The sequence below is a fragment of the Paenibacillus sp. B46(2026) genome (assembly GCF_056786355.1).
Map to the genome: position 1 here is coordinate 2370948 of NZ_CM165907.1, position 24134 is coordinate 2395081.

Sequence of the window (24134 nt, forward strand, 5' to 3'; positions counted from 1 at the left end):
AGGACTCGTTCATGTTATTCTACGTACTTGCAGCACTGGTACTGATCGTTCTTGCTCTTCTGTGGGCAGGAGGGCTTTATTTTTTCAAAACCGCCATTCGACGTACGCCCAAAACGTTTTTGGTGGATAATCCGAATCTGATGCCTGAACCCGACAATGAGATCATCAGCAGCGCTTCCGATCTGAAGTGGCTTGATGCTCAGCCTACAGAAGAGATATCTATTCAATCGCATGATGGATTAAAACTGCACGGTACATGGCTGGGTTCCAATAGCGGGTCTGATCAGACGGTTATTCTGGCACATGGTTATTCGGGGAGAGGCAGAGAGATGGCTGGTTTTGCCCGGTTTTATGCGGAAAAGCACGGTTATAACGTACTCATGCCGGATGATCGAGGTCATGGACAGAGTGAAGGTGATATCATCGGTTTTGGCTGGTTAGATCGGAAGGATTATGTCCAGTGGACCAACTGGGTTCTGGAAAAGGGGGGTACACAAGGGGAAATCATATTGCACGGCATATCCATGGGAGGAGCAACCGTACTGATGACTGGTGGTGAAGCTCTGCCAAGCCAAGTTAAAGCGATTGTCTCTGATTGTGCGTACACATCCGTAGAAGAAGAACTGACGTTCCAGTTGAAGCAATTATACAAACTTCCTTCATTTCCGTTCATACCTGTCACAAGTCTGATCTCCCGGTGGAAAGCAGGGTATTCCTTTAGAGAGGCTTCGGCGCTTAAGCAGCTTGCCAAAGTTAACGTTCCCGTGCTGTTCATCCACGGTGAGGCTGATACATTTGTACCAACGGAAATGGTGTACAGGTTGTATGAAGCTTGCCCAACCAAAAAGGAATTGCTGACCGTCCCCCGTGCGGGTCATGGCACAGCGTTTCAAGTCGATCGCACCGGATATGAGGCGGCACTGGAATCCTTTATGAAAAAGAATCTGTCGCCTGCTTTTAATTGATTTTTTTGTGGCAATCTGGGTATTAAGTAGAAGATGCAAATCATTTTCTAATTGATGGGGGTATCTTGATGGGAAACGAACAATTTGAGGCTGCGCGAAAAGCAGAGGCAGGTTATCATTCCAATTTCTATCAGAATAATGAATTATTCGCCTCTGGTACCTGGATGTCGAGGCCCATGCCTATGGTTATGGATATGCTGGAACGTCTACTTGCACACAAGGAGGAACTGCGTGTTCTTGATCTTGGATGCGGAGTCGGGAGACATACGATACCGATTGCACAGCGTCTTGCCCAGACCAACAGTGAAGTCATCGGTGTGGATTTACTGGATGAGGCAGTAGATGGACTACGCAAGTATGCGAAAGAATATCAGGTTGATCATCTCGTGCAGGCAGTGAAAGCAGATGTTGAACATTTTAAGATTGAGAAGGATTATTTTGACTATGTGGCTGCTTGTTCTTGTCTGGAACATGTCTCAAATAAGCAAGCCTTCATGGAAGCGATAGACCGATTACAAGCGGGAACTCGTACAGGGGGCATTCATTGTATTACGATAAGCACCAATGTGGAGGAAAAAGAAATGAATACAGGCCGGGAGATTGAACCATTAATTGAACTGAACTTGTCGACAGTTGAAGCGATCGCTTTGCTGGAGGATGCCTACAAAGGCTGGAATATTCTGCTTCAGGAACATGTCACACAGACGATTGAAGAGGAAAAGTATGATGAACCAACACAGTTTCGCTGTGAACTGCTTCGTTTCGCTGTACAAAAGCAATAAACTCTCTGCCGGGACCTGACAATGGAACCGGCACTCTTAATGTGTAGTCTGAAGGGAGATAGTCAAGGATGAATACATATGTAATAGGGATGGATGGAGGAGGCAGCCATACGCGTGTGGCTGTCGCAGATCAGAACGGGGAGCTTTTATCCTATGTGCAAAAGAGTGGTTGCAACCGTTATCACGATACCAATGCTGAGCAAAATGTGCTGGAGGGTATCGCTGAAGCCATAACTCAGGCTGGGCTCAAGCCGAGTCAGATCGCCTCCATTCAGGCAGGGATGGCAGGCTTGAATCAGCCTGAAGATACGGTTTGGGCTGAGGGATTACTCGCTCGTACGGGGATTACAGGCAGGATCAGTGCAGTAAACGATACGCACATCGCACATACAGCGGCCTTCAACGGTGAGCCAGGTATTGTCGCTATTGGAGGGACGGGATCTTTAATCCTTGGCAGAACGGAACAGGGAGCTTGGCTCCGCAATGATCAGTTCGGTCATTATGCGCCGACAGCAGCACGTTTTTTGGCTTACGACACGGTGCATTCCATTCTGGCAGGACGTTATGAGTCGCAGGACCAAGCTTGGATGGAGCAGGTGTTGCAATATTGGAATGTTACCTCAATTCGAGAGCTCGCTGCGCTGGGGGTAGCCGGTTTTGCCGAAAATAAACAGGCGACCAACCGGAAATTTGGTCAGATGGCGTCTATGGTGACTGAAGCTGCTTCCCGAAATATTCCCCTCGCAGTTAGGGTATGTGACTCGGCTGCTGACACGGCCGTTGTGGGCATTTTGATGCTTGCATCCTGTTTTGATTATCCAACAGTGTCCTTGAATCTTACCGGAAGTTGTCTGAGTTCACCATATATGGTGGAGGCTGTTCAGAAAGGGCTGGATGCTGCCTATCAACCCAATGGAAAAACAATTCAATACATGACTAGCCATCTGCCAGCAGTTGGAGGTGCATTGTTGGATGCATATCATATGGCGGTGATCAAGGTACCAGACGACATCTCAACTGTGCTTCAATGCGAGCTGAATCGGCACACGACTTGAACTTTTAGAGGCTAACGACTACAATACGATAACGGAAACAAGCAAGGTATAGGAGGAATCAAGGTGTTAATTAATCTGAAATCACGCATACAGGAGCCGGAAGTGCAGGAACTGTTGTCTTACTCGGTCTTTCCTGATCCGGATCACTTGAATCGTGCGTTGCAACAATATGTAGAGAAAGACGAACTGCAAATGGCCGGTTACGAAGATGAGGGACAATTGGTCGGTCTGATTGGATATGAGAAGACAGGAACAAGTGAGGTTACCATTCATCATATCTCGGTTTTGCCTGAAAACCGCTTTAAAAATTATGGACGTGGTATGATCTCACAACTGTTGGCAACATACAATCCCGATAGACTGATCGCTGAGACCGATCTGGAAGCCGTCGAGTTTTATCGGAATACGGGGTTCGTCGTATATAGTCTGGGTGAATTGTACCCAGGGGTGGAGCGGTTCCGTTGTGTGCTTGAAAAAGAGGAAGATACAGACGCAGAGTAACGCAGCGTCATTTTACTACTTTATGAAATATATGGAGCATAAACATTACAGGATGTTGGATTTGGCAATGAGCTGAGTCGGACGTCCTGTTTTTTTCGTTTTCATCATAAAAGCAGGAAAAAAGTATTGCTTTGTAAAGTTGTTTCATTATAGAATAGTTTCACAGAAGAATAGTTCGTTAAGTGAACTATATGGATTCGGGAAAGGAGAATGAAGAATGAACACACCCGATGCAAAAAGTTTGGTAAACCGCTATTTGGATGCTTCGTTTCTGGTAAACAAGCGGTTCGATACGCGGATACGCGAACAAGTGGGGCAGACCATAACAACCGATCAGTTCTGCGCACTTCGTCTGATTGAAGAGAAACCTTCCTGCACACCCTCTGATCTGGCAGAGCTTCTGTGCATAGGTAAGAGCAGCATTACCGCTTTGGTCAATAAGCTGGTAGATCGCGATTTGGTCCATCGGGCAGGGGATGAACGCGACCGCCGCGTTGTATATCTGACACTGACGGATACCGGACGACAGGTATACAGGGAAACAGAACAGGAAATACAGCAGATTCTGGAGCCGTATCTGGTTCATTTTAAACCGGAAGAGGTTCGTAATTTCATTGAATCTTTTGAGAAGCTTGCAGCTTTGCTAACGCATGAAGGAGGACAGGAGAACGAATGAGAGCAATATTGAAAGCACGATGGTGGTTAATGGGGCTCTGGGTTGCTGTAGCTGCCGTATTGATGTTTACTGCCCCTAACATGAGTGAACTGATTCGGGAGAAGGGGCAGTTTTCGGTTCCGGAAGGGTACTCTTCCACCCAGGCAGCAGCGATTTTGAATGAAGCTGCAGCACAAAAAGGAGAGCAACAAGGTAGCCAGATCGCTCTTGTGTTTTATAACCCGGATGGTCTGGGTACCACGGGTACACAAGAGGCAGAGCAGGCCATTAAGAACTTGGAGGCCGATAAGGAGAAGCTGGGCATTCTGTCCATTCTGGAACCCTTCTCTCAGCCTGAATTGTCCGAGAAGATGATCTCAGCTGACGGCAAAACCATTCTAACGTCGCTATCCATTGATCAGGGAGATCGTACGGTCAAGGAAATGCGGGAAGACCTGAATAAAGCATTGAAGTCCGTCAATGTGGAGCACTACATAACCGGTAAAGGTCTGATTGACGAGGATACCATTGAAAGTTCCCAAGAGGGGCTCAAGAAATCGGAATATATTACAGTTGTCTTTATTTTACTCATTCTGTTCCTGGTCTTCCGTTCGTTTGTAGCTCCGTTTGTACCGCTGCTGACGGTGGGGATCAGTTACATTGTATCGCAACAGATTGTTGCATTCCTCGTGGATGGAGTCGACTTCCCGATATCCACGTTTACACAGATCTTTATGGTCGCAGTCATGTTCGGGATTGGTACGGATTACTGTATCCTGTTAATCAGTCGGTTCAAGGAAGAACTGGCTCATCATGAGAATACGTGGGATGCCATCATTGCCACCTATCGTACTGCGGGTAAAACGGTACTCTTCTCGGCTCTTGCCGTGCTGGTTGGATTCATTGCCATCGGCTTTGCCCAGTTTATGTTGTACCGTTCTGCGGTTGCCGTAGCTGTAGGTATTGCTGTGATGATGCTCGCCTTGGTGACCATCGTACCATTCTTCATGGCGGTGCTGGGCAAGAAGCTGTTCTGGCCGTCGAAGGGTTCACTTGAACATGCCGAGAGCAAGATCTATGGTGCAGCTGGTCGCTTTTCACTAAAACGTCCATGGGCTGCGCTGCTCATCGTTGCAGCAGTCTGTGTGCCTCTTCTGGCAACCTACGATGGTAAATTGTCGTTCAACAGTCTCGATGAGATTGGTGAGAAATATGATTCCGTAAAAGCATTCAACATTATCTCTGACAGCTTCGGTCCGGGTGAATCGCTGCCGGGTCAGATCGTTATTCAGAATGATGAAGCGATGGATAATGCGAAGTATATGGCCGTTGCCGAGAAAATTAGCCGGGAAGTAGAGAAAGTAGCCGGAGTCTCTGGTGTCCGCAGTATGACACGACCTACGGGTGATGAGATTAAAGATTTTGAAGTTACACAGCAAGTGGGAACATTATCGGATGGACTGGGTGAAGGCAAGACGGGCCTGGACAAAATCCGTGATGGCCTGAGTGAAGCCAGCAGTCAGCTAAGTAAAAATGAACCACAATTAAAAGAAGCTGCTGATGGAGCAGGTGAACTTACCAAAGGGACCACCCAGTTGCAATCGGGTATCACGCAGCTAAGTCAGGGACTTGGGCAGATTGAAAAGGGCATTCGAGATGGTTCTGCAGGTGCAGGGGATCTGAAAGCAGGGCTCCAGCAAGCCAAAACAAGTGCAGATCAACTTGCGAAGGCGAACAATCAGTTGCTTGAAGCCTATCGTCAGGCGGGAGCAGGGGTCGCTGCACTAGGGGATGGAACCCGCGAACTGGAACAACAGCTGAACGGGGTTTCAACGGCTTTGACCAGTCTCTCCGAATCCTTCACAGCACTTGAAGAGCGTTATCCTGAATTGCAGCAAGATGCTGATTACCAGCGTATCAAAGGTACGATTGGTGAAACAGGTTCTGGTACAGCGCAGCTAGCTCAAGGTTTGGGTCAAATTAAGACCAAACTCGGGGAAGCCGCTGCTGGAATTAATCAGGCCAATGAAGGATTTGCCTCCGCAGCAGCCGGACAAAAGGCGCTTGCCGATGGCCTGGGTCAAATTGTAACGGGAATTGTTCAGTTGCAATTCGGTCTCAAACAGGCTGCGGATGGTCAGGGTAAAGTGATTAGCGAAATTCCTTCCATCCAGGATGGACTTGGTCAGCTTCAGGGTGGACAGGAGAAAATTCAGCAAGGCTTCTCGGATCTGAGTGGTCAACTGACACAACTGACAGATGGACTGAACCAGAGTGTCGATGGCATCAAGCAAGTTTCGGGAGGATTGGATTCGGCACAGGATTATCTGACACAACTGCAGAATTCACCTGATTCGGATCTGGCAGGCTGGTACGTTCCTGAAGAAGCACTGAACAACAAAGACTTCACACAGGTATTTGATACGTATCTGTCCGAAGATCGGAAAACGATGACGATTGATGTTATTTTCGCCGAAAATCCATACGGAACAGAAGCCATTGATCGTGTTCCTGACATTGAGGCGGCAGTACATCGCGCGGTACAAGGCAGTACGCTTGAAAAAGCAGACATCGCCATAGGCGGAGTTACCAGTACGTTTGCAGATCTGCAGGAGATCTCGAATAACGACTATACACGTACTGTAATGCTGATGCTAGCGGGCACATTTATTATTCTGGTCGTGCTGCTTCGCTCGGTCATTATGCCATTATATCTGATCGTTTCCTTATTACTGGCTTATTTCACATCGATGGCGTTAACCGAAGTGATCTTTGTTAATATCCTCGGATTCGCGGGCATCAGCTGGGTTACTCCGTTCTTCGGATTTGTCATGCTGATTGCACTCGGTGTGGATTATAGCATCTTCCTGATGGACCGTTTCAATGAGAACAAAGGCATGAAAGTACAGGATGCTATGTTGTACGCAATGAAGAACATGGGGACCGTTATCCTCTCTGCAGCGGTCATCCTGAGCGGTACATTTGCTGCCATGTATCCATCCGGTGTTCTCTCGATGATGCAGATTGCCACAGTAGTCCTTAGCGGACTGATCTTGTACTCTCTGCTGTTCCTGCCATTCTTCGTACCAGTGATGGTGAAGATCTTTGGCCGTGCTAACTGGTGGCCGTTCCCTAACAAGGAACAGACAGATTCCGCTGATTCGGATCGGACCATAGGCATGTGATGCATTGCAATGGATTAGGCTCTGCCGCGTTATGCGGCAGGGCTTTTCTTTTTTTTACCTCAACAGAAGAACCACGGTCTTGTGCAAAAGAAAGGTGCATGCCTAAGGACACCATCCCGCGCCTTGTCTTCCCGCTCATCATAAGATATAGAGCAGTTCATAATTGTTCAGAGAAATCACAGCAGAGAGGAGCGGGCGGGATGGTATATCGATATGTGGCTATAGGCGATTCATTAACGGTAGGTACAGGAGCGTTGCTGGGCACCGGCTTTGTTCCTTTATATCGGCGAATGGCAGAAATGAATGTTCGTACGTTTGTATCCATGGAAAACATGGGCGTCAATGGACTGACGTCGGGGGAAATGTTACAGATGATCTCTTCGCATCCCCGAGTGCGGAAATCGCTCCGTGAAGCGGATATCATTACCATATCCATTGGCGGGAATGATCTGATTCGGACGTTTAAAGCAAGTAATGGCATTCCAAATGCCAGCAAAATGACACAGGTGCTCGGAGAAACCCGCAGTAATGTATCCCAGATCATGCGGCACATTCGGCAGTTAAAGGGTAACAGTGAGTATATGGTCCGATCCATCGGATTGTACAACCCATATCCACAAGCGACGGAAGCTGCGTACTGGGTGCACCAATATAATTCGTTTTTGAATGGAGCCGGATCGGGCAACTATGCATGTGCTCAGGTCTATGACAGGTTTGAAGGTCGTGAGCGTGAACTGTTGTTCTGGGACAGAGTACATCCCAATGCAAGAGGATATCGTGTCATTGCAGAGCAGCTTAATCGAACCGGATACTACCCATTCTCTTGATCACTTTGGAACAGAACTAGACCATGCGATGGAGTTCCTTTAAGATAAATAGATGACAGTTCCATTTTGTGAGATAAAGGGGTTAATATTTGGTGCAAAACATCGATTCCGGTTCCCTCCATTATTCAGAGCAGCAACGTATATCCGAAGTGTTGGCCTTATATGGTTTCACATCGGACTGGAAAGGTGAGCGTGGAAAGGGTGGGATGAATAATTCTACCTACATGCTCCATGTAGACGGGACTAGTTACGTACTGAGACAATATGAAACACATAATGATCCGATGAAAATCGCCTTTGAACATGAGGTGCTGGCAGCCCTCCAACGTTCGAACTTTAAGCTTGATACGCCTTCACCTGTAAGACGGTTATCTGGTGAGGGAGGTACATTCCTTGCTGTAAAAGATACCCTCACAGGTCATACCAAAATTGCGACTCTGTTTCATTATCGGGAAGGTGTCAATCCGATCTGGCATACGCCAGATCAATTGTTTGGGCTAGGCAAAGCGGCAGGGGCCCTGTCTTCTGTTATGGCTACGCTGGATATACCATTTGAACCTGTGTATCCACCGTACTATCGAATTCAGGATGCGTATCCGCTCTGTTCACCAGAACGATTATTACAGCTATGCACATCGCCGCCGGAGCAATTGGCCGCATGTGCGAATGAGCTGAAGCAACTGAGAGATGCGCTGCCAGATCTGTTTGAAGCCCTGCGGGGAATGGAACATCTGCCGCATCAATTGGTTCATGGGGACGTGAATGCCTCGAATGTATTGGCAGATCAGCAGGGTGAAATCTGTGCCATATTGGATTTTGAATTTGCCACAAGGGATCTGCGGGTAATGGAATTGGCTGTTCCGATGTCTGATCTTCTGACTATGGACAAGAGTGAAGATTGGATGTGGCAGGCACAAGAGGGCTTGATTGAGGGATTTCGGGAACACGTCAGCCTGGAACCAGAAGAGCTGTTAGCGATACCGCGATTGATTCTGCTACGTAGTCTGGATGTGGTCATGCATTTCATCAGTCGGATGTTCGAGGGGACAGATGAGCCGGAAGTGGCTGTGGAGCAGATTGTGAAGCTCAAACAGCAGATCGACTGGATGCGTCTTCATGAAGAACGACTGCGTGAGATATTAGTGTATTAATATCGTTGTTAAGAATAAAGTGCACTGGTTCTGCTCATACGAGGGCAGAGATCAGTGCACTTTTATTGGTTATAAGAGTGATATATGAAGATTACAGCGTATAGCGGATGATATTATAATCCACGCTTGCGGAACCAACTGCGGACAGCCCAGCGGCGCTCCTGACGTTTTTTGTATTTGGGCAACGAACGATAAACGTTCAACGATTGCTCGTAAGCCTGTTTCGCATCAGCATTGCGCCCAAGGGAACGGTGAACCGAGCCGAGCAGATAATAAGCTTCACTGGAAGAGGAATGAATCTCCTGAAACTGATGCACATAATCCAGCGCTTTGTCCTCATGAGTATCTTTGAAGGCTCCAGCAAGGGTTAGGTACGGGCGTCCGTACTTGACTCTGGGGTTGATCTCGAGGGCTTGCAAAATATGACGTTCGCCTTTTTCGATGTTGCCCAAATGAAGCTCAGTCGTCCCTAATGCCTCCCAGTACTCAGCCGATTGTTCGTATGGGCGCTCCAGTTCAAGCAATAAGGCATGTGCCTCATTGTAACGCTTGCGCTCAATTAACAGGCGAGCGAGTTCCAGCTTGGATGAAACTTCATTGGGACTCATGACAAGCTGTTGCCGAAGCCGGGAGATGTTACGCATACGCTTGAGAGGTTTCGTGAAGCTTGGGAACACCCCAACGTAACGACGATCTAAGAAATACAATATAACGAGTAAAATGAGGATGGCAATGAACGGATTACCTACAATCCGCCATAAAAGGCCAAAGATAAGAAATTTAATAAGCACAAGGTCAACTCCATTTATGATGTAATCGCGTTTCGTACACTTAAAATATACTTCGATTGATCCAGCGGATTAACCCCTCTCCGTTTGCGAGTATGAGTCACATTCGCAGGACAATCCTGGTATCCGGCAAACGAAGTCGTGAGTACCCCGCGGCCGCCAGTCTCTGAACGCAGCTTCACCGGATAATCCATTGAGGTTGCCAGGGGCATGAGCCCTTCAATAATACAACGTCCACCACCGATGACGGGAGCTTCGAAGGTTGCCCGCATATGTACCAGATCGCTGAGGGCCTTGCCACCGTATTCCTCCGGGACCGTCAGCCTGAACTGAAGAAGGGGTTCCAGCAACATGGTACCAGTTCTTGCCAATCCATCCATGATTCCCATCGGTGTGGCTACGACAAAATCAAGCGGGTGGGTATGCCAGACATGATGTTCCCCTTCCACCAGCGTGATACGCAGATCGGTGACTTCCCAACCGAGCATGCCTTGAGACAAGGCTTCGGGAATTCGTCGTTCAACTTCATTCTGATAACGTACCAGCAGGTGATCGGCCCTTACGGTCGAGGTATAGATCAGACCGCTTCCACGTGGCAAAGGTTCGATCCTGAAACGGAGGATGGCCCAGCAGGGCTTTGGCATCGTATAGGCAATGTAACCTTCTCCTGCTGCACGTGGGGTCTCCTTGTAGATGACGGATGGCGAATCGAAAACGACATCCAGTCCGAAACGACTCAGTAACAAGCTGGATAAAATCTCAAGCTGGATGGCTCCCATGACCTTGAGATGCAATTCGCGTTCCTCTGGCAACCATTGCAGGTCGAGCAAGGGATCTTCATCCGTCAACTCCTGCAATGCTGCCACAAGATCAGGGTAACGTGCCGGGTCTTTGCCATGTACTTGCACCGTCAACAATGGCACAGCCATCTGTGGCAGAGGAGGGACACCCTCGGGACTACCAATAATGTCACCCACATGCGTGTCGCTCAGTCCGTAGAGTGCAGCAATCTGCCCTGCGTAAACGGAACCGGTATCCGACCATTTCCGTCCGTCCATGCGGCGGATCTGAGTGACTTTTTCTTCAAGCTCCCGCGTCGAATTATGAATGGTATCCCGATTGTGCAGGCTACCACCGTACATGCGGACATAGGCTGTGCGTCCCATCGTGCGGTCGCGTTCAATTTTGAACACAACACCGGATACGGGAGAGTCCACAGGCTGTGCAGGGGGAGGCAGAAAGGCAAGGACCGCATCCAGCAATGCCGTGACGCCGATTCCTTTGCCGGAAGCACCATAACACACAGGGAACATCTCACCCTGATGCACATGTCGCAGAAATGCTTCATATAGATCCATTTGGGATAACGGAGTCTCCTGAATGTAGGCTTCCATGACCTCTTCGTCCAGCTCGGCTAGTATCTCGACCAGACCCGGAATGGATGGTGTGCCATCTGACAGAGAATCTGGATTCGGATTCCATAGGGAGTCGATGCCAAGAAATGAATCTTCATGGATATGGCATGTTTGGATTTCGCATGCGAAAGGGGACAGGCTGGAACGAATCTGCTCCATGACCACTGAGGCAGATGCGCCAATCCGATCCATTTTATTAATATAGATAACGGTAGGGATGCGAAGTGATCGAAGGGCATGCCAGATGGCTTCGCTCTGCGACTGAATTCCCTCCACTGCTGACAGAATCAGGATAGCGCCATCCATCACGCGCAGCGTTCGCTCTACTTCGGAGCTGAAGTCAATATGCCCAGGCGTATCAATGAGGTCAATGATGGTATTCTTCCAGATCAGAGAGGTCATAGCTGCTTGAACGGATATGCCACGTTCTTTCTCAATGTCCAGCGAGTCTGTGGCTGTTGTTCCGTCATCCACGCGTCCGGGACTGCGGACGACACCACTTTCGTATAACATATGCTCGGTAGTGGTTGTTTTCCCCGCATCTACATGGGCGAAGATGCCGATATTCCTGCGATTTAATTCGTTTAACATGAAATGTTAAGCTCCTCTGACAACGGAATGCAATGTTTCCGACAAGTAATAATCCAGATTATCATACCACATCTGCCATATGGAAGAATATGTGGATATATATGATTAGGGCGTGCCTCAAAACTCGCTGAAGTGCATCTTTTACCGCCTTTTCGCCCCCTGCTGCGTCACTTTCCCTTGACGTGCCCAGACGGTTTCTATTTTAACGAGAACTGTTCATGGTTCTGCGGTAGGCTGCAGGTGTAGTGCCGGTTAATTTTTTGAATTGACGATAAAAATGGGGCAGACTGTCAAACCCGCAAGCATCAGCTACGGCGGCCATCGTCTCATCCCCTTGCACCAGATGCTCTTTTGCCATAATGACCCTTCGCGCTAATGCGTAATCTGTCAGAGTCATGCCCGTGTATCGTTTGAAGGCACGACTGAAATGGGCAGGGGATACCGCGGCATACTGAGCCAGTTCATGCAGGGAAAGGCCATTCCGAAGGTTATCTTCAATATGAGAGATCGTAGAAGAGAGCCATGAGGGACCCGGAGCGGTTTTACCCGGATTCGCAGGTCCCGCAGCTTCCAGACGTTCCAGAAAAATGAGCAACAGTTGCAGCCTTAACAGGGCCGCATGTGCGCTTAGGTGATGACCGAGCTGAAATTCGGCCTGAATGTCATCAATAAGGGCGGCCACCTGAGATTGCTCCTCTGTGTTCAGATGTCTCTTATACACGCGTTGTCTACGACAACGTTCAAACAGACTCAGCAAGGAAGAAGCAGCGCCTCCGGCGGTGGATGCCAGCAATCCCGGGCTGAAGAACAATGCGGAAGATGTGACAGGATTGCCTGCATCCGGCAAGGCTCGGTGAACCGTGCTGCCCGGAATGATAAACAGATCTCCTTCCTGCATATTCTCAAGACCCGTATCAATAAAAATGCTTCCCTGACCTCGATATACATAGATAATTTCATGCCAGTCGTGAAGGTGATCCGGCAATTCGTTCTGGGGGGATTTTGTGTCACTATACACCAAGCGAAAGGGGATACCTGATTCTGCTTGAATGGTCGTACGAACAGGTGAACGTTCCATAAAGACTCCTTTCCATACGATCGTCTTCAACGAGATGGTATACCTGGTCATGAGAGAGTATATTTACCGCAAAATAAGCAATTTAATTTCCTTTTATTGATGATACAATGAATTTAAAGCGTTTACAATAAAAGGGTGCAGAGCCTCTGCGCTGCATTCCGACAGTACAAATAATCGATGAGGTGAGTGTCCATGTCGGCAAGCACGAAACGGCCAAGGTTAAAGCTGAATTTACTGGGGAGCGATGGTCAGCGCAAGTGCAAGGAGATTATGGAGCGTCCCGTGAAGGTTTTGCAGATCGGAGAAGGTAATTTCTTACGGGGATTTGCAGACTGGATGCTTCATGAGAGTGCCAGACAAGGCAAATTTCATGGAAGTGTAGCTGTTACCCAACCACGGCCAGGAGGCAAGGCCAAGCTGGAGCAGATTCGCGATCAGGATGGCTTATATACGATGATTACACGTGGACTGTCTCAAGGGAAGCCGGTTGAGCGGACAGAGTTGATCTCCATCTTCTCACAGTGTATCAATCCATATGAAGAATGGGAGGCTTTTCTGAATTTGGCGGAACTGCCTTCACTTGAGTTTGTCATCTCCAATACAACCGAATCAGGATTGAAATATACGTATGCAGACTATATCGAGGGTGAACCCGTTCAATCATTTCCGGGGAAATTAACGGTTTTCCTGCATCAGCGGTACTTGAAATTTGATGGTGACCCATCCAGAGGTTTGATTCATCTGCCATGCGAGCTGCTTGAAGGCAATGGTGATGTGCTGCGCAGTTGTGTCCTCCGGCACAGTGAGGATTATGGGTATTCAGACGGCTTCCGCTCATGGATCGAGAACCATAATGACTTCTTGAACAATCTGGTAGATCGAATTGTCACAGGTGCGCCGACCCAGGACGAAGCCGACTCCCTGACGAATCGCTGGGGTTATGAGGACCAGTTGATTAATACGGCAGAGCCGTATCATTTCTGGGCCATTCAGGGTGATGAATCATTGGACAAAAAACTTCCTCTCAAGCAGGCAGGTCTCAATGTACATTGGGTGAAAGATCTGAAGCCTTTTCAGGTACGCAAAGTTCGTATTTTGAATGGGGCACATACCTTGATGTCATCCCTCGGCATTCTGCAAGGCAAGCAGCATGTGAGAGAAACGATGGAAGATCCACATTTTGGCACATGGATCAGGGAAGCTGTGCATCAGGAGATCGTCCCTGCTCTGGATATGCCCGATCATCAACTGGACCAGTATGCGGAAGAAGTATTCGAACGTTTTCTTAACCCGTATATTGATCACAAATTGCAGGATATTGCATTAAATACGATCGGAAAATTCAAAGTTCGTGTGCTGCCTACACTTCTGGCCTACGAGCAAAATCAGGGAAGCTGGCCAGAACGTTTAATCCAGGGATTTGCCGGATTATTGTGTCTCTATCGTCCTGTAAACACACCTGAAGGCTACAAGGGACAACGACTGAATAGGGAATCCGTACTGCTGCGGGATGACCCGGATGTTCTGGCTGCTTTGGCTACTCTTTGGGACGGTTATGACACGCTTAACAGGGATCAGAAGCAACTGGATAACCGGGTAGCGGCTGTGTTGTCGGATACCCTGATCTGGGGCGAAAATCTGGATGCAAGAGAAGGGCTGCGTGCAGCAGTTGTTCGTGAAATCGGTTTGTTGGAAGGTGAAGGGAAATGAACACAACAAGTACAATCAATGACTGGATTGCCATTCAACCACAGGATGATGTCATTATAGCTCTGCGGGATTTTACCAAAGGAGAACGTATTACACTGCCGGACGGTGTTTCCTTTACACTGCTGGATGACGTGCCAAAGGGGCATAAGATTGCTGCGCATACCCTGGCACAGGGTGATGATGTGTTGAAGTATGGTTTCTCCATCGGGATTGCCAAGGAGCAGATTGAGCAGGGAAGCTGGATTCATAGTCACAACCTGAAGACGGGTCTGCACGGATTGCTTGAATATGAATATCAACCGGGAGCCCAGATACAGACGGACATGCCGCCGGAACATCTGCGTTCATTTGATGGATATTTGCGTCCCAATGGTGAAGCAGGTATCCGTAATGAGATCTGGATTGTGAATACGGTTGGATGTATCAATAAAGTGTGTGAAGCTTTGGCACGTATGGGTCAATCCCAGTTTGGAAGCCGGGTAGATGGTGTGTTTCACTTTCCACATCCATTCGGGTGTTCACAGCTTGGCGATGATCTGAAGTATACACAACAGCTGCTAGCCTCCTTGGTGGAACATCCGAATGCAGGGGGCGTTCTCGTTATCGGTCTGGGCTGTGAGAACAATCAGGTAGACGAGTTCCGTGAATGTATTGCTCCGGAATATCGAGGCAAAGTACGGTTTCTCAAAGCACAGGAAACGGATGACGAGCTTGAGGAAGGGCTTCGACTGATGGAAGAACTTGTGGAGATCGCTGAACATGAACAACGTCAGCCGCTTCCGCTTAGCAAACTCAAAATTGGTTTGAAATGTGGCGGCTCCGATGGGTTATCCGGCATTACAGCCAATCCGCTGGTTGGTTCGGTTGCGGATATGCTGGTTGCTGCCGGGGGAACGGCCATTCTGACCGAAGTCCCTGAGATGTTTGGTGCAGAGACGATCTTAATGAATCGGGCTGCCAATGAGCAGGTATTTCAAGATTTGGTGGACTTGGTGAATGGCTTCAAACAATATTTTGTGAACCATGGCCAGAACATTTATGAGAATCCTTCACCTGGTAACAAGGCTGGAGGCATCACAACGCTGGAGGAAAAGTCACTTGGATGTACGCAAAAGGGAGGACGTTCTTCGGTAGTCGACGTTCTGCGTTATGGCAAACGGGTGACTCAAACCGGTCTCAACATTGTGGAAGCACCCGGTAATGATCTGGTGTCTGTTACAGCCTTATCTGCGGCTGGTGCACATATAGTACTCTTCACAACAGGACGTGGAACTCCATTTGGAGGCCCGGTGCCTACCGTTAAGATCGCGACCCAATCCGATCTTGCGAATCGCAAAAAACACTGGATTGACTTCAATGCTGGCCAGTTGTTGGAGGGGCGGACGATGGATGAGGTAAAAGTACAGATGTTCAGCCAGCTGATTGATATTGCTTCAGGACGGTCACATACACTCAGTGAGCAGCATGGATTCCGGGAGATTGCCATATTCAAGGATGGTGTGATTCTCTAAAGCCAGTATGGGTGGATGTCGTTATCGTCATGGATACATCATATCGTGGAACACAGCCAATCCCGGTTGCATCTGTGGCAACCGGGATTGGCTTTTTTTAGATTCCAGGGATGCCAAGTGCTTTCGCGATGCTTGATAATGCGACTGGCGAAGCATGTTGCTGCAGCTGGGCAACCAGCAGTTCACGCGCTTCTGCGACGCTGCCTTCAAATGGCTCAATGCCATGACGTTTCATCCATTGACCAGCAGTCTCATATGCAGAGCTGTTCCAAGCGACTTTACCTTCTGCGAGACCTTCTTTTTCTTTGGTTCCACTAATCACAATGGCTGCGCAGCCCTGAAGGTCCAGAAGACCGCGGTCAAATGTCTTCTTGTCCTCTTTTGCTCCATAACCGGCCTGTGATCGCAAGGCGCGTCCATCGATGCCTTCCTGTTCTTCAATCAAAGAATATAGTTTGGATGCTTCTCGTGATAGTAGACCCGCTTCATACTGTTCCTCAATGGTTCTGGAGTCGGCAAGTAGTCGGTGTACCCAAGGGAAGTATTCGCGCGAGACGAGAAGCGCTTTCTTTTTGACGAACTTTCCATATGCAGCAATGCCCTCTTCAGCCAGGCGTGAACGCCATAACCAGGGATCCAATTCATCATCCTTGTGCCAATGTTCTTTGGGTGTTAATGATGACAGTGAAGGATATTCGGCAAATAGAGGGGCCAGTGGGAGCAGTCCAATAGACTGGATTCGCTGTACTGCTTCTTCGTACGTTACAACAGGTTCATATGTCATGATATCAGCAGGCTCCTTTTCGTGTGTAGTCAGGCTACGACTTGGTTGAAGCAAGGTATTTCCGGCTCACTTCCTCGGCATGCAGACGAATCTCGTTGCGAAGTTTGAGGGGTTCGATCACTTCGGCTTCACGTCCCAATCGGTAAAAGAATCGTACGGCCCAGTCCCATTCCCCTGGTGGACAAAGGAATGATAATTCCCAGAGATCCGGGGCAATTTCAGTCATCTTTTCACCAATATGCTCGTCCTGTTCAGCTTCAATCATTCCCCGATAACTTAGTTGCACCTTAACCAGGGTGGACGGCTGTTCTGGAGGTTGCGGCTTGCTCCGTTGTTGCTGTGCCTGTTCGTTCAGTTCCTGTGCTTCCTGTGGCTCGATCGCCTTGACATCGATAATTCGGTCGACCCGGAACAGACGTGGTTCACCGTGTTCCACAGAATACGCTTCACAGTACCAGAAGCCGGAGGAAGCATAGACCCGTGTAGGACAGATATGTAGCCATCTCTCACGAGATGCGGAGCGATACAGCACACTAAGCCATCCTTGTTCAGGTATGCAGGCTAGCAGCGGGTCGAGATGATGCAGGATGTAATTGCGGTCTGGGATGTGATGATTCAGTTGTTTGAGCATGGGATCCATTCGGGCCATGATATCATCTGGAATGATAGCCTTAACTTTGTTCATTAGTGTCCAGCGTTTCTCGTGAAAGGGCGTATCCGCGTAACGGCCCAAGCCTTCAAGAGCAAATATGAGCGTCGCTGCCTCTACCGGGTCCAACTGTAATGGGGGCAATACGTACCCCTCCATAAGTCTGAAGCCGCCCCCCGGCCCGGAAATGGCAATAATGGGTACATTCATCTCGGAGAGGGACTGGATATCCCGGAGAATGGTGCGACGGGAAACTTCAAATTTCTCGCCCAATGAGTGTGCCGTTTCGTGACCATGTTGTAATGCCATAACGATGGCGGCAAGCCGATTTGTTCTGTTCATGTCAGCCACTCCGTTTCGATCTTTGCGCCGCCGGAAAGTGATGTCGTAGTTATATTTCTATTGTAACAGCCTATAAGTGACATCATGAGTGTCACCAATATTTCAGCTGTATCCTTATTCTGCAATTGATCAGCTGCATGGTTCACACAAGCAAGTTCCGGCGGGCTTCGTTAAAATGTGTTTCTCGTCCAATTCGCTTTGCATACTGATATTTCCTTCTATCAAAAACACTACAGATAATGCCAAAAACCCGTATCCGATGTAGACAGATACGGGAAGTAGCAGCTTTTGGCAGAAAGAAGACGATAAAGGTCTGAAATCTATACCAATGTCCTCAATGCAGACAATAACAAGTATATAAGAAAAGAATATGTGACACTTTGTATCACGGTATTTTCATTGCAGGAGTGCTTCCAATGATTCCAACATACCAAATTAGCTTATTTCATTTCGAGCAATTGCACTCCGCGGGCTTCAATCTCAATACTTCCCGAGAGCTCGCGATTAGTGAGCAGATCATGTGCCTTAGCTGTACCCAGATCATAGGATTGAGTGGAAGCGTTATGGTTCATGACGAACAGGTAGGGTTTGCCGTCTTTGGTTCGTGCGCTTACTTCAACACCTTCTGGTGTCTCCAGCAGGGACTCTACATTCTTGGTTGCTGCAAGCTGTCCTAGCAAACCATCCAGGAAACGTTCATCCGGGTCGGATGCAACGTACCAGGCTTCACCTTGACCAAAGGTGTTACGTGTCACAACAGGCATGCCTTTATAAAAGTCGTCTCCATATTCGGCGATGACTTCGGCTCCTTCACTGTGCAGCAGGTCACACAGCATGCCACAGCCATATTCTCCCTGAAGATCACCGTAGGCTTCTTTGAGGACAATACTGTTCTTTTGCTCAGGCAGCAGGGCATCAATCTCTTCCACCCAGATTCCGAGCAACTTACGGAGTTCTCCCGGATAACCACCAGTTGTCACGAGATCGTTCTCATTGACAATACCGCTGAAGAAGGTCGTCAGGAATGTTCCACCTGCTGCAACATACTTCTCCAGTTTGGCGGCAAATCCTGGTTTGACCATGTAGAGGACAGGGGCAAGAACGATGTCGTATTTGCTAATATCCGTATCCACACTGACGATATCCACCTGGATGTTACGGCGGAAGAACGCTGCATAGTATTTATGGATCTGATCCACATAGTTGAGGGCAACCGTAGGTCCGCTAGATTTTTCGATGGCCCACCAGTTATCCCAATCGAACACAATCGCTACTTTGGATTCAACAGTAGCATCCAGCGTAGTGTCGCCAAGGATCTGTAACTCCTTGCCCAGCTCAGCAACTTCGCGGAATACACGTGTATTCTCGTGACCGGCATGCTCAATAACTGCACCATGATACTTCTCACAGGCACCGATGGAGCGGCGGAGTTGGAAGAACATGATGGTGTCGGCTCCATGTGCAACAGACTGATAACTCCATAGACGCATGACGCCAGGACGTTTCAATGAATTATACGGCTGCCAGTTCTGCTGACTTGGTGTCTGTTCCATAAGCATGAAGGGTTGACCATCCTTCAGTCCCCGCATGAGATCATGGGCCATTGCTGTGAAACTGACGGGTGTTGCGAGACCGGGATAGCTGTCCCAGGAGACAATATCCATGTATTTTGCCCATTTGAAATAGTCCAGTTGCTTGAAGAATCCCATCAAATTGGTTGTAACGACGGAGTCCGGAATGTGTTTTTTGATCGCATCATATTCCAAGCGATAACAATCCAACATGCTGTCGGAGTTGAATCGGGAGTAGTCCAGCGAGATTCCCTGGAATGTTGAATTATTGTTACCCCAGTGTTCGCTCAAGTTGCTTGGTAATACAATCTCGTCCCAATCGTAGAAGGTATGTCCCCAGAAATTAGTGTTCCATGCTTTGTTGACCTGTTCCAGAGTCTGATAGCGTTCTTTCAAATACACACGGAACGCTTTCTCACAGTTGTCACAGTAACAGTCACCGCCATATTCATTGGAGATGTGCCATACGAGAACTGCAGGGTGATCCTTGTATCGTTCGGCCAGTTTATCCGCAATCTTCTCGGAGTATTTACGATAGGTCGGGCTGTTGGGACAGGAATTATGCCGTCCACCGAATTTGCGTTTGCGTCCATCGGCATCCACACGAAGCACATCCGGATATTTCTTCGCCATCCAAGCCGGGTGAGCAGCGGTGCTCGTTGCAAGGCATATATAGACGCCACTCTCATAAAGACGATTAATCAGCTGGTCGAGTTCTTCAAATTGATAAGTAACCTCATCAGGCTGAATCAGTGCCCATGAAAATACGTTAATTGTCGCGATATCAATGCCTGCCAATTGGAACATGCGCAGGTCTTCAAGGTGGGTTTCGTGATCCCACTGTTCCGGGTTATAATCGCCCCCGTAGAACATTTTGGGTAGTTTGCTGCTAATCAATGTGTTCACCTCTTGTATAAGAATAATCCTATATTATATGATACATATGACTTTTAAAATATAATAAAAGTAATGGCCTATATAAGAATATGGAAGTATATTATGACTTGTATTCAAGGAGGTATCTCATGTTTATCTCACCCCGACATCAACGATATTTCATGACATCACGTGATCAGCCGCTGCCCCTTTATATTGAGAGCCTTGGTTATAACGGCAATCAGGAGAAGGTGTCCAGACCTGTAGGGTATCCGTGTTACCACTGGCTTCAGACTGTGAAAGGAGCCGGAGAATTCAGGTTTGCAGGTTCCACGGTAGTACTGGGGGAAGCATCCGGTATTTTGCTGCCACCTAATGAGCCACATGAATATGTGCGGTCGCAGGGGGAGTGGGAGACATTTTACATTACATTTGGGGGTTCGCAGTGTCCGGCAATCATGGAGTCACTTGGATTGGGTGAAGCGGCGTTCCATCAGTGGGAGCCGGGCAGCACGTTCAACAATTACGGTCAGGAAGTGCTGGATTCGATCAGCAGTGATCAGGATTTGTCGGGACTCGAAGCATCAGCGGATATATACCGATTTCTGATTTTACTCAAAAAACATGGCATGACGGGCAATCGTTCTTCGATCTCACATGCCGTGGAGAGGCTCGCTCCGCTCATTGCATTCATGGAACAGCATTATGCGAATCCCGAGATTGGTCTCCAACATATGGCTGACCTCACGGGGATCTCATCCAGACATTTGAACACCTTGTTTAAACAATCCTTTGGTATGACCGCTTATAGTTATTTCATTCTGCTACGTATTCGCAAAGCCAAGGAAATCATGACCGCAGACCACAGACCCACGATCAGGGAAACAGCAGTAAGGGTAGGGTTTCGAGATGCTAGCCATTTTGTAGCAACCTTTCGCAGGATAGAGGGAGTCACTCCTGAACAATTTCGGAATTTATACTAACCTGTACGCAATTGAATAAAAAGTGATGCCAGGAAGGTATTGATGCGTTAGGGTCATTGCCGTTATGATGGTATCGATTCCTGAGATTCGAAAACGATTAAACGGATCTGTGTATCCGTTATACTTAGAGAGGATGATTGAAGATGACAACAACTATACCCTTATGGGATCATGCTGCACCTTATGCAGCCCAGGGACATGAAGACGAGATGCCACATTTGATTCCATTTATTCAGCCCGGTTCCGAGAGCGCTGTCATTGTATGTCCAGGTGGTGGCTATGGATTTTTGGCGGATCATGAAGGTGCTCCAATAGCCGAACTGTTGAATCGCGCGGGAATAAGCGCATTTGTCCTGAAATATCGCGTAGCACCTCATCAGCATCCTGCACCAATAACAGATGGTCAGCGTGCCATACGTTATGTTCGTGCTCATGCCGAGCAGTATGGCATCAATCCTTCCAAGATTGCGGTACTTGGTTTCTCCGCAGGCGGACATCTTACAGCAACACTGGGAACACTGTACGACGAGGGGCAGCCGGATCATGAGGATTGGATTGAACGCCAAAGTTCACGCCCGGACCGGGTTATTCTATGTTATCCGGTCATTACGATGGAGTCTTATGGACATGCCGGTTCCCGTGAAAATTTGCTTGGGTCGAATGCGTCTGCCGAGCAGATCAAGGCATTCAGTGCGGAACAACAGGTGAGAGCAGATGCTCCAGAAGCATTCATCTGGCATACCAGCGATGACCAGGCAGTGCCTGTGGAGAATAGCTTGCGTTATGCACTTGCATTGGGCGAGCATGAGATTCCCTATGACTTGCACGTTTTTGAGAAAGGTTCACATGGTCTTGGATTGGCTGAGGATAACCACACGATTCGGGTATGGTCGGATCTGTGTCTCACATGGCTCAAGAATCAAGGCTGGTAATTTTTTTGGCTAGTATCAAGTGAACAGTCCTGACTAATCGAGTATTCCGTATATTAGCGCTTTGAAGCGAAGGAGAAAATAACGATGAAATTGCAAAAAAACGACAAGCTTTTGTTTATCGGAGATTCGATTACGGATTGTGGTCGGGAACATCCTGTAGGGGAAGGCAGTTCAGGTCTGGGTCATGGTTATGTTTCACAAGTCTATGCACTATTGAGGTCTATCTATCCTGAATTGATGTTGCGTGTCCAAAATGTGGGTAATGGTGGAAATACGATCCGTGATCTGAAACAGCGCTGGGATCGTGATGTGCTGGACCTTAAACCGGACTGGCTGACGATCATGATCGGCATTAATGATGTATGGCGTCAGTTCGACAACCCATTGTCAACAGAATCACATGTGTTTCTTGAAGAATACGAATCCACATTGCGTGAACTGGTGGCTTCGGTTCGTCCCAACCTGAAAGGTCTGGTACTGATGACGCCTTATTATCTTGAGGCCAATCCGGAAGACCCCATGCGGGCAACGATGGATATCTACGGAGAAGCGGTACGCAGGGTAGCGAGTGAGTATGATGCGGTGTATGTGGATACACAGGCTGCATTTGCTCCATTTTGGGATCATTTCTATACGTCTGTGCTGACTTATGACCGGGTACATCCGGATGCAACAGGTCATATGGTACTGTCCAAAGCATTCTTGGATGCCATCGGATTCGAATGGTCAGGCGGCGTCAAATCTGAATAAGGACGTGATGGCATGAGCAACGTAACTGTAGCAGTACAAACCCCGGCATTACTGGGGGAAGGTCCAAGCTGGGATGAGGAGAACAATCGATTATTGTGGGTAGATATTGAAAGCTTCAAGGTGCATGTGTATGATCCGGCTACAAGGCAGGATCAGGCTTATGATGTCGGTGAACATGTCGGGGCTGTTGTTCCGTATCGTGGTGACGAAGTTGTGGTTGCTTTGCGCAGTGGATTCCATACGTATCACTTGCTTACGGGTGAGCTGAAGGCCATTGAGGACCCTGAACAAAATAAGGATACCAATCGTTTTAATGATGGCAAATGTGATGCGCAAGGTCGCTTCTGGGCAGGCACGATGAGCATGAATAATGAAAGCAAAGCCGGATCTCTGTATTGTTTGGAGCAAGGGCAACCCGTTCGCACAGTGGTGCAAGGCGTATCCACATCCAATGGCCTGGGCTGGAGTCCAGATCGGCAGACCATGTATTACATTGACACCCCGACACGTTCTATTGACCGGTTTGATTTTGATCTCGTAGCAGGTACGATACAGAATCGGACAAGCGTCATTAACGTACCGGAGGAATTTGGTTTTCCGGACGGGATGACAGTTGATCGCGAGGGTATGCTGTGGGTTGCCCACTGGGGCGGAGGAAGAGTCACACGCTGGAACCCGGATACGTCTGAGCTGTTGCAACAGATCGAGGTGCCTGCAGATCAGGTAACATCCTGCTGTTTTGGTGGACCGGATCTCGAAGAGTTATACATTACAACGGCACGTACAGGGATTAAGGAAGAACGTCTGAAAGAGACACCGGATGCGGGCTCCCTTTTTGTCATCAGACCGGGAGTTAAAGGGCAGGAGACTCACGCTTATGGTAGCCAGCAATAAACAGGTGCCAGCCATGTAGTGAACCTCTGCCTGGTTTGCCAGGTAAGAAACGATTCCGTTTTTTTATCTTATATAAAATGTCGAAAGGTGCTGTTCTAACAGCATCTTTTTTTTGTATAAACGAGTTTAAACACTGAAA

20 protein-coding genes are annotated in these 24134 nt (G+C 48.3%); 14 read left to right on the forward strand and 6 right to left on the reverse strand.

Annotated elements, in window-relative coordinates; all coding sequences use genetic code 11:
* The first annotated feature begins 11 nt into the window (after positions 1-11).
* The 8 genes from AC1S8V_RS10855 to AC1S8V_RS10890 all read left to right on the forward strand — a co-directional run bounded on the left by AC1S8V_RS10855 (position 12) and on the right by AC1S8V_RS10890 (position 9121).
* On the forward strand, positions 12-965 hold the full coding sequence (locus tag AC1S8V_RS10855; protein ID WP_482073605.1) for an alpha/beta hydrolase: 954 nt from the start codon (positions 12-14) through the stop codon (positions 963-965).
* 68 nt (positions 966-1033) lie between these two features.
* On the forward strand, positions 1034-1747 hold the full coding sequence (locus AC1S8V_RS10860; protein ID WP_482073606.1) for a class I SAM-dependent methyltransferase: 714 nt from the start codon (positions 1034-1036) through the stop codon (positions 1745-1747).
* Positions 1748-1815: 68 nt separating this feature from the next.
* Positions 1816-2802 (forward strand): N-acetylglucosamine kinase, encoded by a 987-nt coding sequence (locus AC1S8V_RS10865; protein WP_482073607.1) that lies wholly within the window; start codon positions 1816-1818, stop codon positions 2800-2802.
* A 63-nt stretch (positions 2803-2865) separates the two neighbouring features.
* Positions 2866-3303: a GNAT family N-acetyltransferase gene (locus AC1S8V_RS10870; RefSeq protein WP_482073608.1), complete on the forward strand. Its 438-nt coding sequence runs from the start codon at positions 2866-2868 to the stop codon at positions 3301-3303.
* A gap of 217 nt (positions 3304-3520) precedes the next feature.
* Positions 3521-3979: a MarR family winged helix-turn-helix transcriptional regulator gene (locus AC1S8V_RS10875; protein ID WP_482073609.1), complete on the forward strand. Its 459-nt coding sequence runs from the start codon at positions 3521-3523 to the stop codon at positions 3977-3979.
* A complete protein-coding gene (locus AC1S8V_RS10880; protein ID WP_482073610.1) occupies positions 3976-7143 on the forward strand; it encodes an MMPL family transporter in 3168 nt (1055 codons plus the stop codon). The genes AC1S8V_RS10875 and AC1S8V_RS10880 overlap by 4 nt, the downstream gene beginning before the upstream one ends.
* Before the next feature lie 200 nt (positions 7144-7343).
* Positions 7344-7970, forward strand: coding sequence for a GDSL-type esterase/lipase family protein (locus tag AC1S8V_RS10885; RefSeq protein WP_482073611.1), 627 nt, complete (start codon positions 7344-7346; stop codon positions 7968-7970).
* Between the two features lie 92 nt (positions 7971-8062).
* Positions 8063-9121, forward strand: a complete 1059-nt coding sequence (locus tag AC1S8V_RS10890) for a phosphotransferase (RefSeq protein ID WP_482073612.1) — start codon at positions 8063-8065, stop codon at positions 9119-9121.
* Between the two features lie 113 nt (positions 9122-9234).
* Here AC1S8V_RS10890 and AC1S8V_RS10895 read toward each other — a convergent pair whose 3' ends face one another.
* The 3 genes from AC1S8V_RS10895 to AC1S8V_RS10905 form a co-directional block, all read right to left on the reverse strand.
* The gene (locus AC1S8V_RS10895) at positions 9235-9912 is read right to left on the reverse strand and encodes a tetratricopeptide repeat protein (protein WP_482073613.1); all 678 of its coding nucleotides are present in this window, start codon (positions 9910-9912) and stop codon (positions 9235-9237) included.
* Positions 9913-9926: 14 nt separating this feature from the next.
* Positions 9927-11915: a GTP-binding protein gene (locus tag AC1S8V_RS10900; RefSeq protein WP_482073614.1), complete on the reverse strand. Its 1989-nt coding sequence runs from the start codon at positions 11913-11915 to the stop codon at positions 9927-9929.
* A gap of 202 nt (positions 11916-12117) precedes the next feature.
* Complete coding sequence (locus AC1S8V_RS10905; protein ID WP_482073615.1) at positions 12118-13044, reverse strand: helix-turn-helix domain-containing protein; 927 nt, start codon at positions 13042-13044, stop codon at positions 12118-12120.
* 141 nt (positions 13045-13185) lie between these two features.
* Between AC1S8V_RS10905 and AC1S8V_RS10910 the strand changes: the two genes are divergently transcribed.
* Positions 13186-14703 carry a tagaturonate reductase gene (locus AC1S8V_RS10910; protein ID WP_482073616.1) on the forward strand — a complete coding sequence of 506 codons (1518 nt, stop codon included), beginning with the start codon at positions 13186-13188 and terminating at the stop codon, positions 14701-14703.
* Entirely contained in the window at positions 14700-16214 is a 1515-nt protein-coding gene (locus AC1S8V_RS10915; RefSeq protein WP_482073617.1) for a UxaA family hydrolase, read from the forward strand. The genes AC1S8V_RS10910 and AC1S8V_RS10915 overlap by 4 nt, the downstream gene beginning before the upstream one ends.
* Positions 16215-16311: 97 nt before the next feature.
* Here AC1S8V_RS10915 and AC1S8V_RS10920 read toward each other — a convergent pair whose 3' ends face one another.
* From AC1S8V_RS10920 to AC1S8V_RS10930, 3 genes are all read right to left on the reverse strand, one after another.
* Positions 16312-16998: an AlkZ-related protein gene (locus AC1S8V_RS10920; protein ID WP_482073618.1), complete on the reverse strand. Its 687-nt coding sequence runs from the start codon at positions 16996-16998 to the stop codon at positions 16312-16314.
* Between the two features lie 34 nt (positions 16999-17032).
* On the reverse strand, positions 17033-17989 hold the full coding sequence (locus AC1S8V_RS10925; RefSeq protein ID WP_482073619.1) for a helix-turn-helix transcriptional regulator: 957 nt from the start codon (positions 17987-17989) through the stop codon (positions 17033-17035).
* Between the two features lie 440 nt (positions 17990-18429).
* Complete coding sequence (locus AC1S8V_RS10930) at positions 18430-20457, reverse strand: beta-galactosidase (protein ID WP_482074454.1); 2028 nt, start codon at positions 20455-20457, stop codon at positions 18430-18432.
* Between the two features lie 128 nt (positions 20458-20585).
* Between AC1S8V_RS10930 and AC1S8V_RS10935 the strand changes: the two genes are divergently transcribed.
* From AC1S8V_RS10935 to AC1S8V_RS10950, 4 genes are all read left to right on the forward strand, one after another.
* Positions 20586-21419 carry an AraC family ligand binding domain-containing protein gene (locus tag AC1S8V_RS10935; RefSeq protein ID WP_482073620.1) on the forward strand — a complete coding sequence of 278 codons (834 nt, stop codon included), beginning with the start codon at positions 20586-20588 and terminating at the stop codon, positions 21417-21419.
* A 143-nt stretch (positions 21420-21562) separates the two neighbouring features.
* On the forward strand, positions 21563-22351 hold the full coding sequence (locus AC1S8V_RS10940; RefSeq protein WP_482073621.1) for an alpha/beta hydrolase: 789 nt from the start codon (positions 21563-21565) through the stop codon (positions 22349-22351).
* An 84-nt stretch (positions 22352-22435) separates the two neighbouring features.
* Complete coding sequence (locus tag AC1S8V_RS10945; protein WP_482073622.1) at positions 22436-23101, forward strand: SGNH/GDSL hydrolase family protein; 666 nt, start codon at positions 22436-22438, stop codon at positions 23099-23101.
* 12 nt (positions 23102-23113) lie between these two features.
* On the forward strand, positions 23114-23995 hold the full coding sequence (locus AC1S8V_RS10950; RefSeq protein ID WP_482073623.1) for an SMP-30/gluconolactonase/LRE family protein: 882 nt from the start codon (positions 23114-23116) through the stop codon (positions 23993-23995).
* The last annotated feature ends 139 nt before the right edge of the window (positions 23996-24134 follow it).

Coding starts and splice junctions, on each gene's coding strand:
- AC1S8V_RS10855 (WP_482073605.1), top strand. CDS start 12: ATGTTATTCTACGTACTTGCAGCACTGGTACTGATCGTTCTTGCTCTT.
- AC1S8V_RS10910 (WP_482073616.1), top strand. CDS start 13,186: ATGTCGGCAAGCACGAAACGGCCAAGGTTAAAGCTGAATTTACTGGGG.
- AC1S8V_RS10935 (WP_482073620.1), top strand. CDS start 20,586: ATGTTTATCTCACCCCGACATCAACGATATTTCATGACATCACGTGAT.
- AC1S8V_RS10875 (WP_482073609.1), top strand. CDS start 3,521: ATGAACACACCCGATGCAAAAAGTTTGGTAAACCGCTATTTGGATGCT.
- AC1S8V_RS10925 (WP_482073619.1), bottom strand. CDS start 17,989: ATGAACAGAACAAATCGGCTTGCCGCCATCGTTATGGCATTACAACAT.
- AC1S8V_RS10865 (WP_482073607.1), top strand. CDS start 1,816: ATGAATACATATGTAATAGGGATGGATGGAGGAGGCAGCCATACGCGT.
- AC1S8V_RS10900 (WP_482073614.1), bottom strand. CDS start 11,915: ATGTTAAACGAATTAAATCGCAGGAATATCGGCATCTTCGCCCATGTA.
- AC1S8V_RS10950 (WP_482073623.1), top strand. CDS start 23,114: ATGAGCAACGTAACTGTAGCAGTACAAACCCCGGCATTACTGGGGGAA.
- AC1S8V_RS10880 (WP_482073610.1), top strand. CDS start 3,976: ATGAGAGCAATATTGAAAGCACGATGGTGGTTAATGGGGCTCTGGGTT.
- AC1S8V_RS10885 (WP_482073611.1), top strand. CDS start 7,344: ATGGTATATCGATATGTGGCTATAGGCGATTCATTAACGGTAGGTACA.
- AC1S8V_RS10860 (WP_482073606.1), top strand. CDS start 1,034: ATGGGAAACGAACAATTTGAGGCTGCGCGAAAAGCAGAGGCAGGTTAT.
- AC1S8V_RS10940 (WP_482073621.1), top strand. CDS start 21,563: ATGACAACAACTATACCCTTATGGGATCATGCTGCACCTTATGCAGCC.
- AC1S8V_RS10905 (WP_482073615.1), bottom strand. CDS start 13,044: ATGACCAGGTATACCATCTCGTTGAAGACGATCGTATGGAAAGGAGTC.
- AC1S8V_RS10920 (WP_482073618.1), bottom strand. CDS start 16,998: ATGACATATGAACCTGTTGTAACGTACGAAGAAGCAGTACAGCGAATC.
- AC1S8V_RS10945 (WP_482073622.1), top strand. CDS start 22,436: ATGAAATTGCAAAAAAACGACAAGCTTTTGTTTATCGGAGATTCGATT.
- AC1S8V_RS10915 (WP_482073617.1), top strand. CDS start 14,700: ATGAACACAACAAGTACAATCAATGACTGGATTGCCATTCAACCACAG.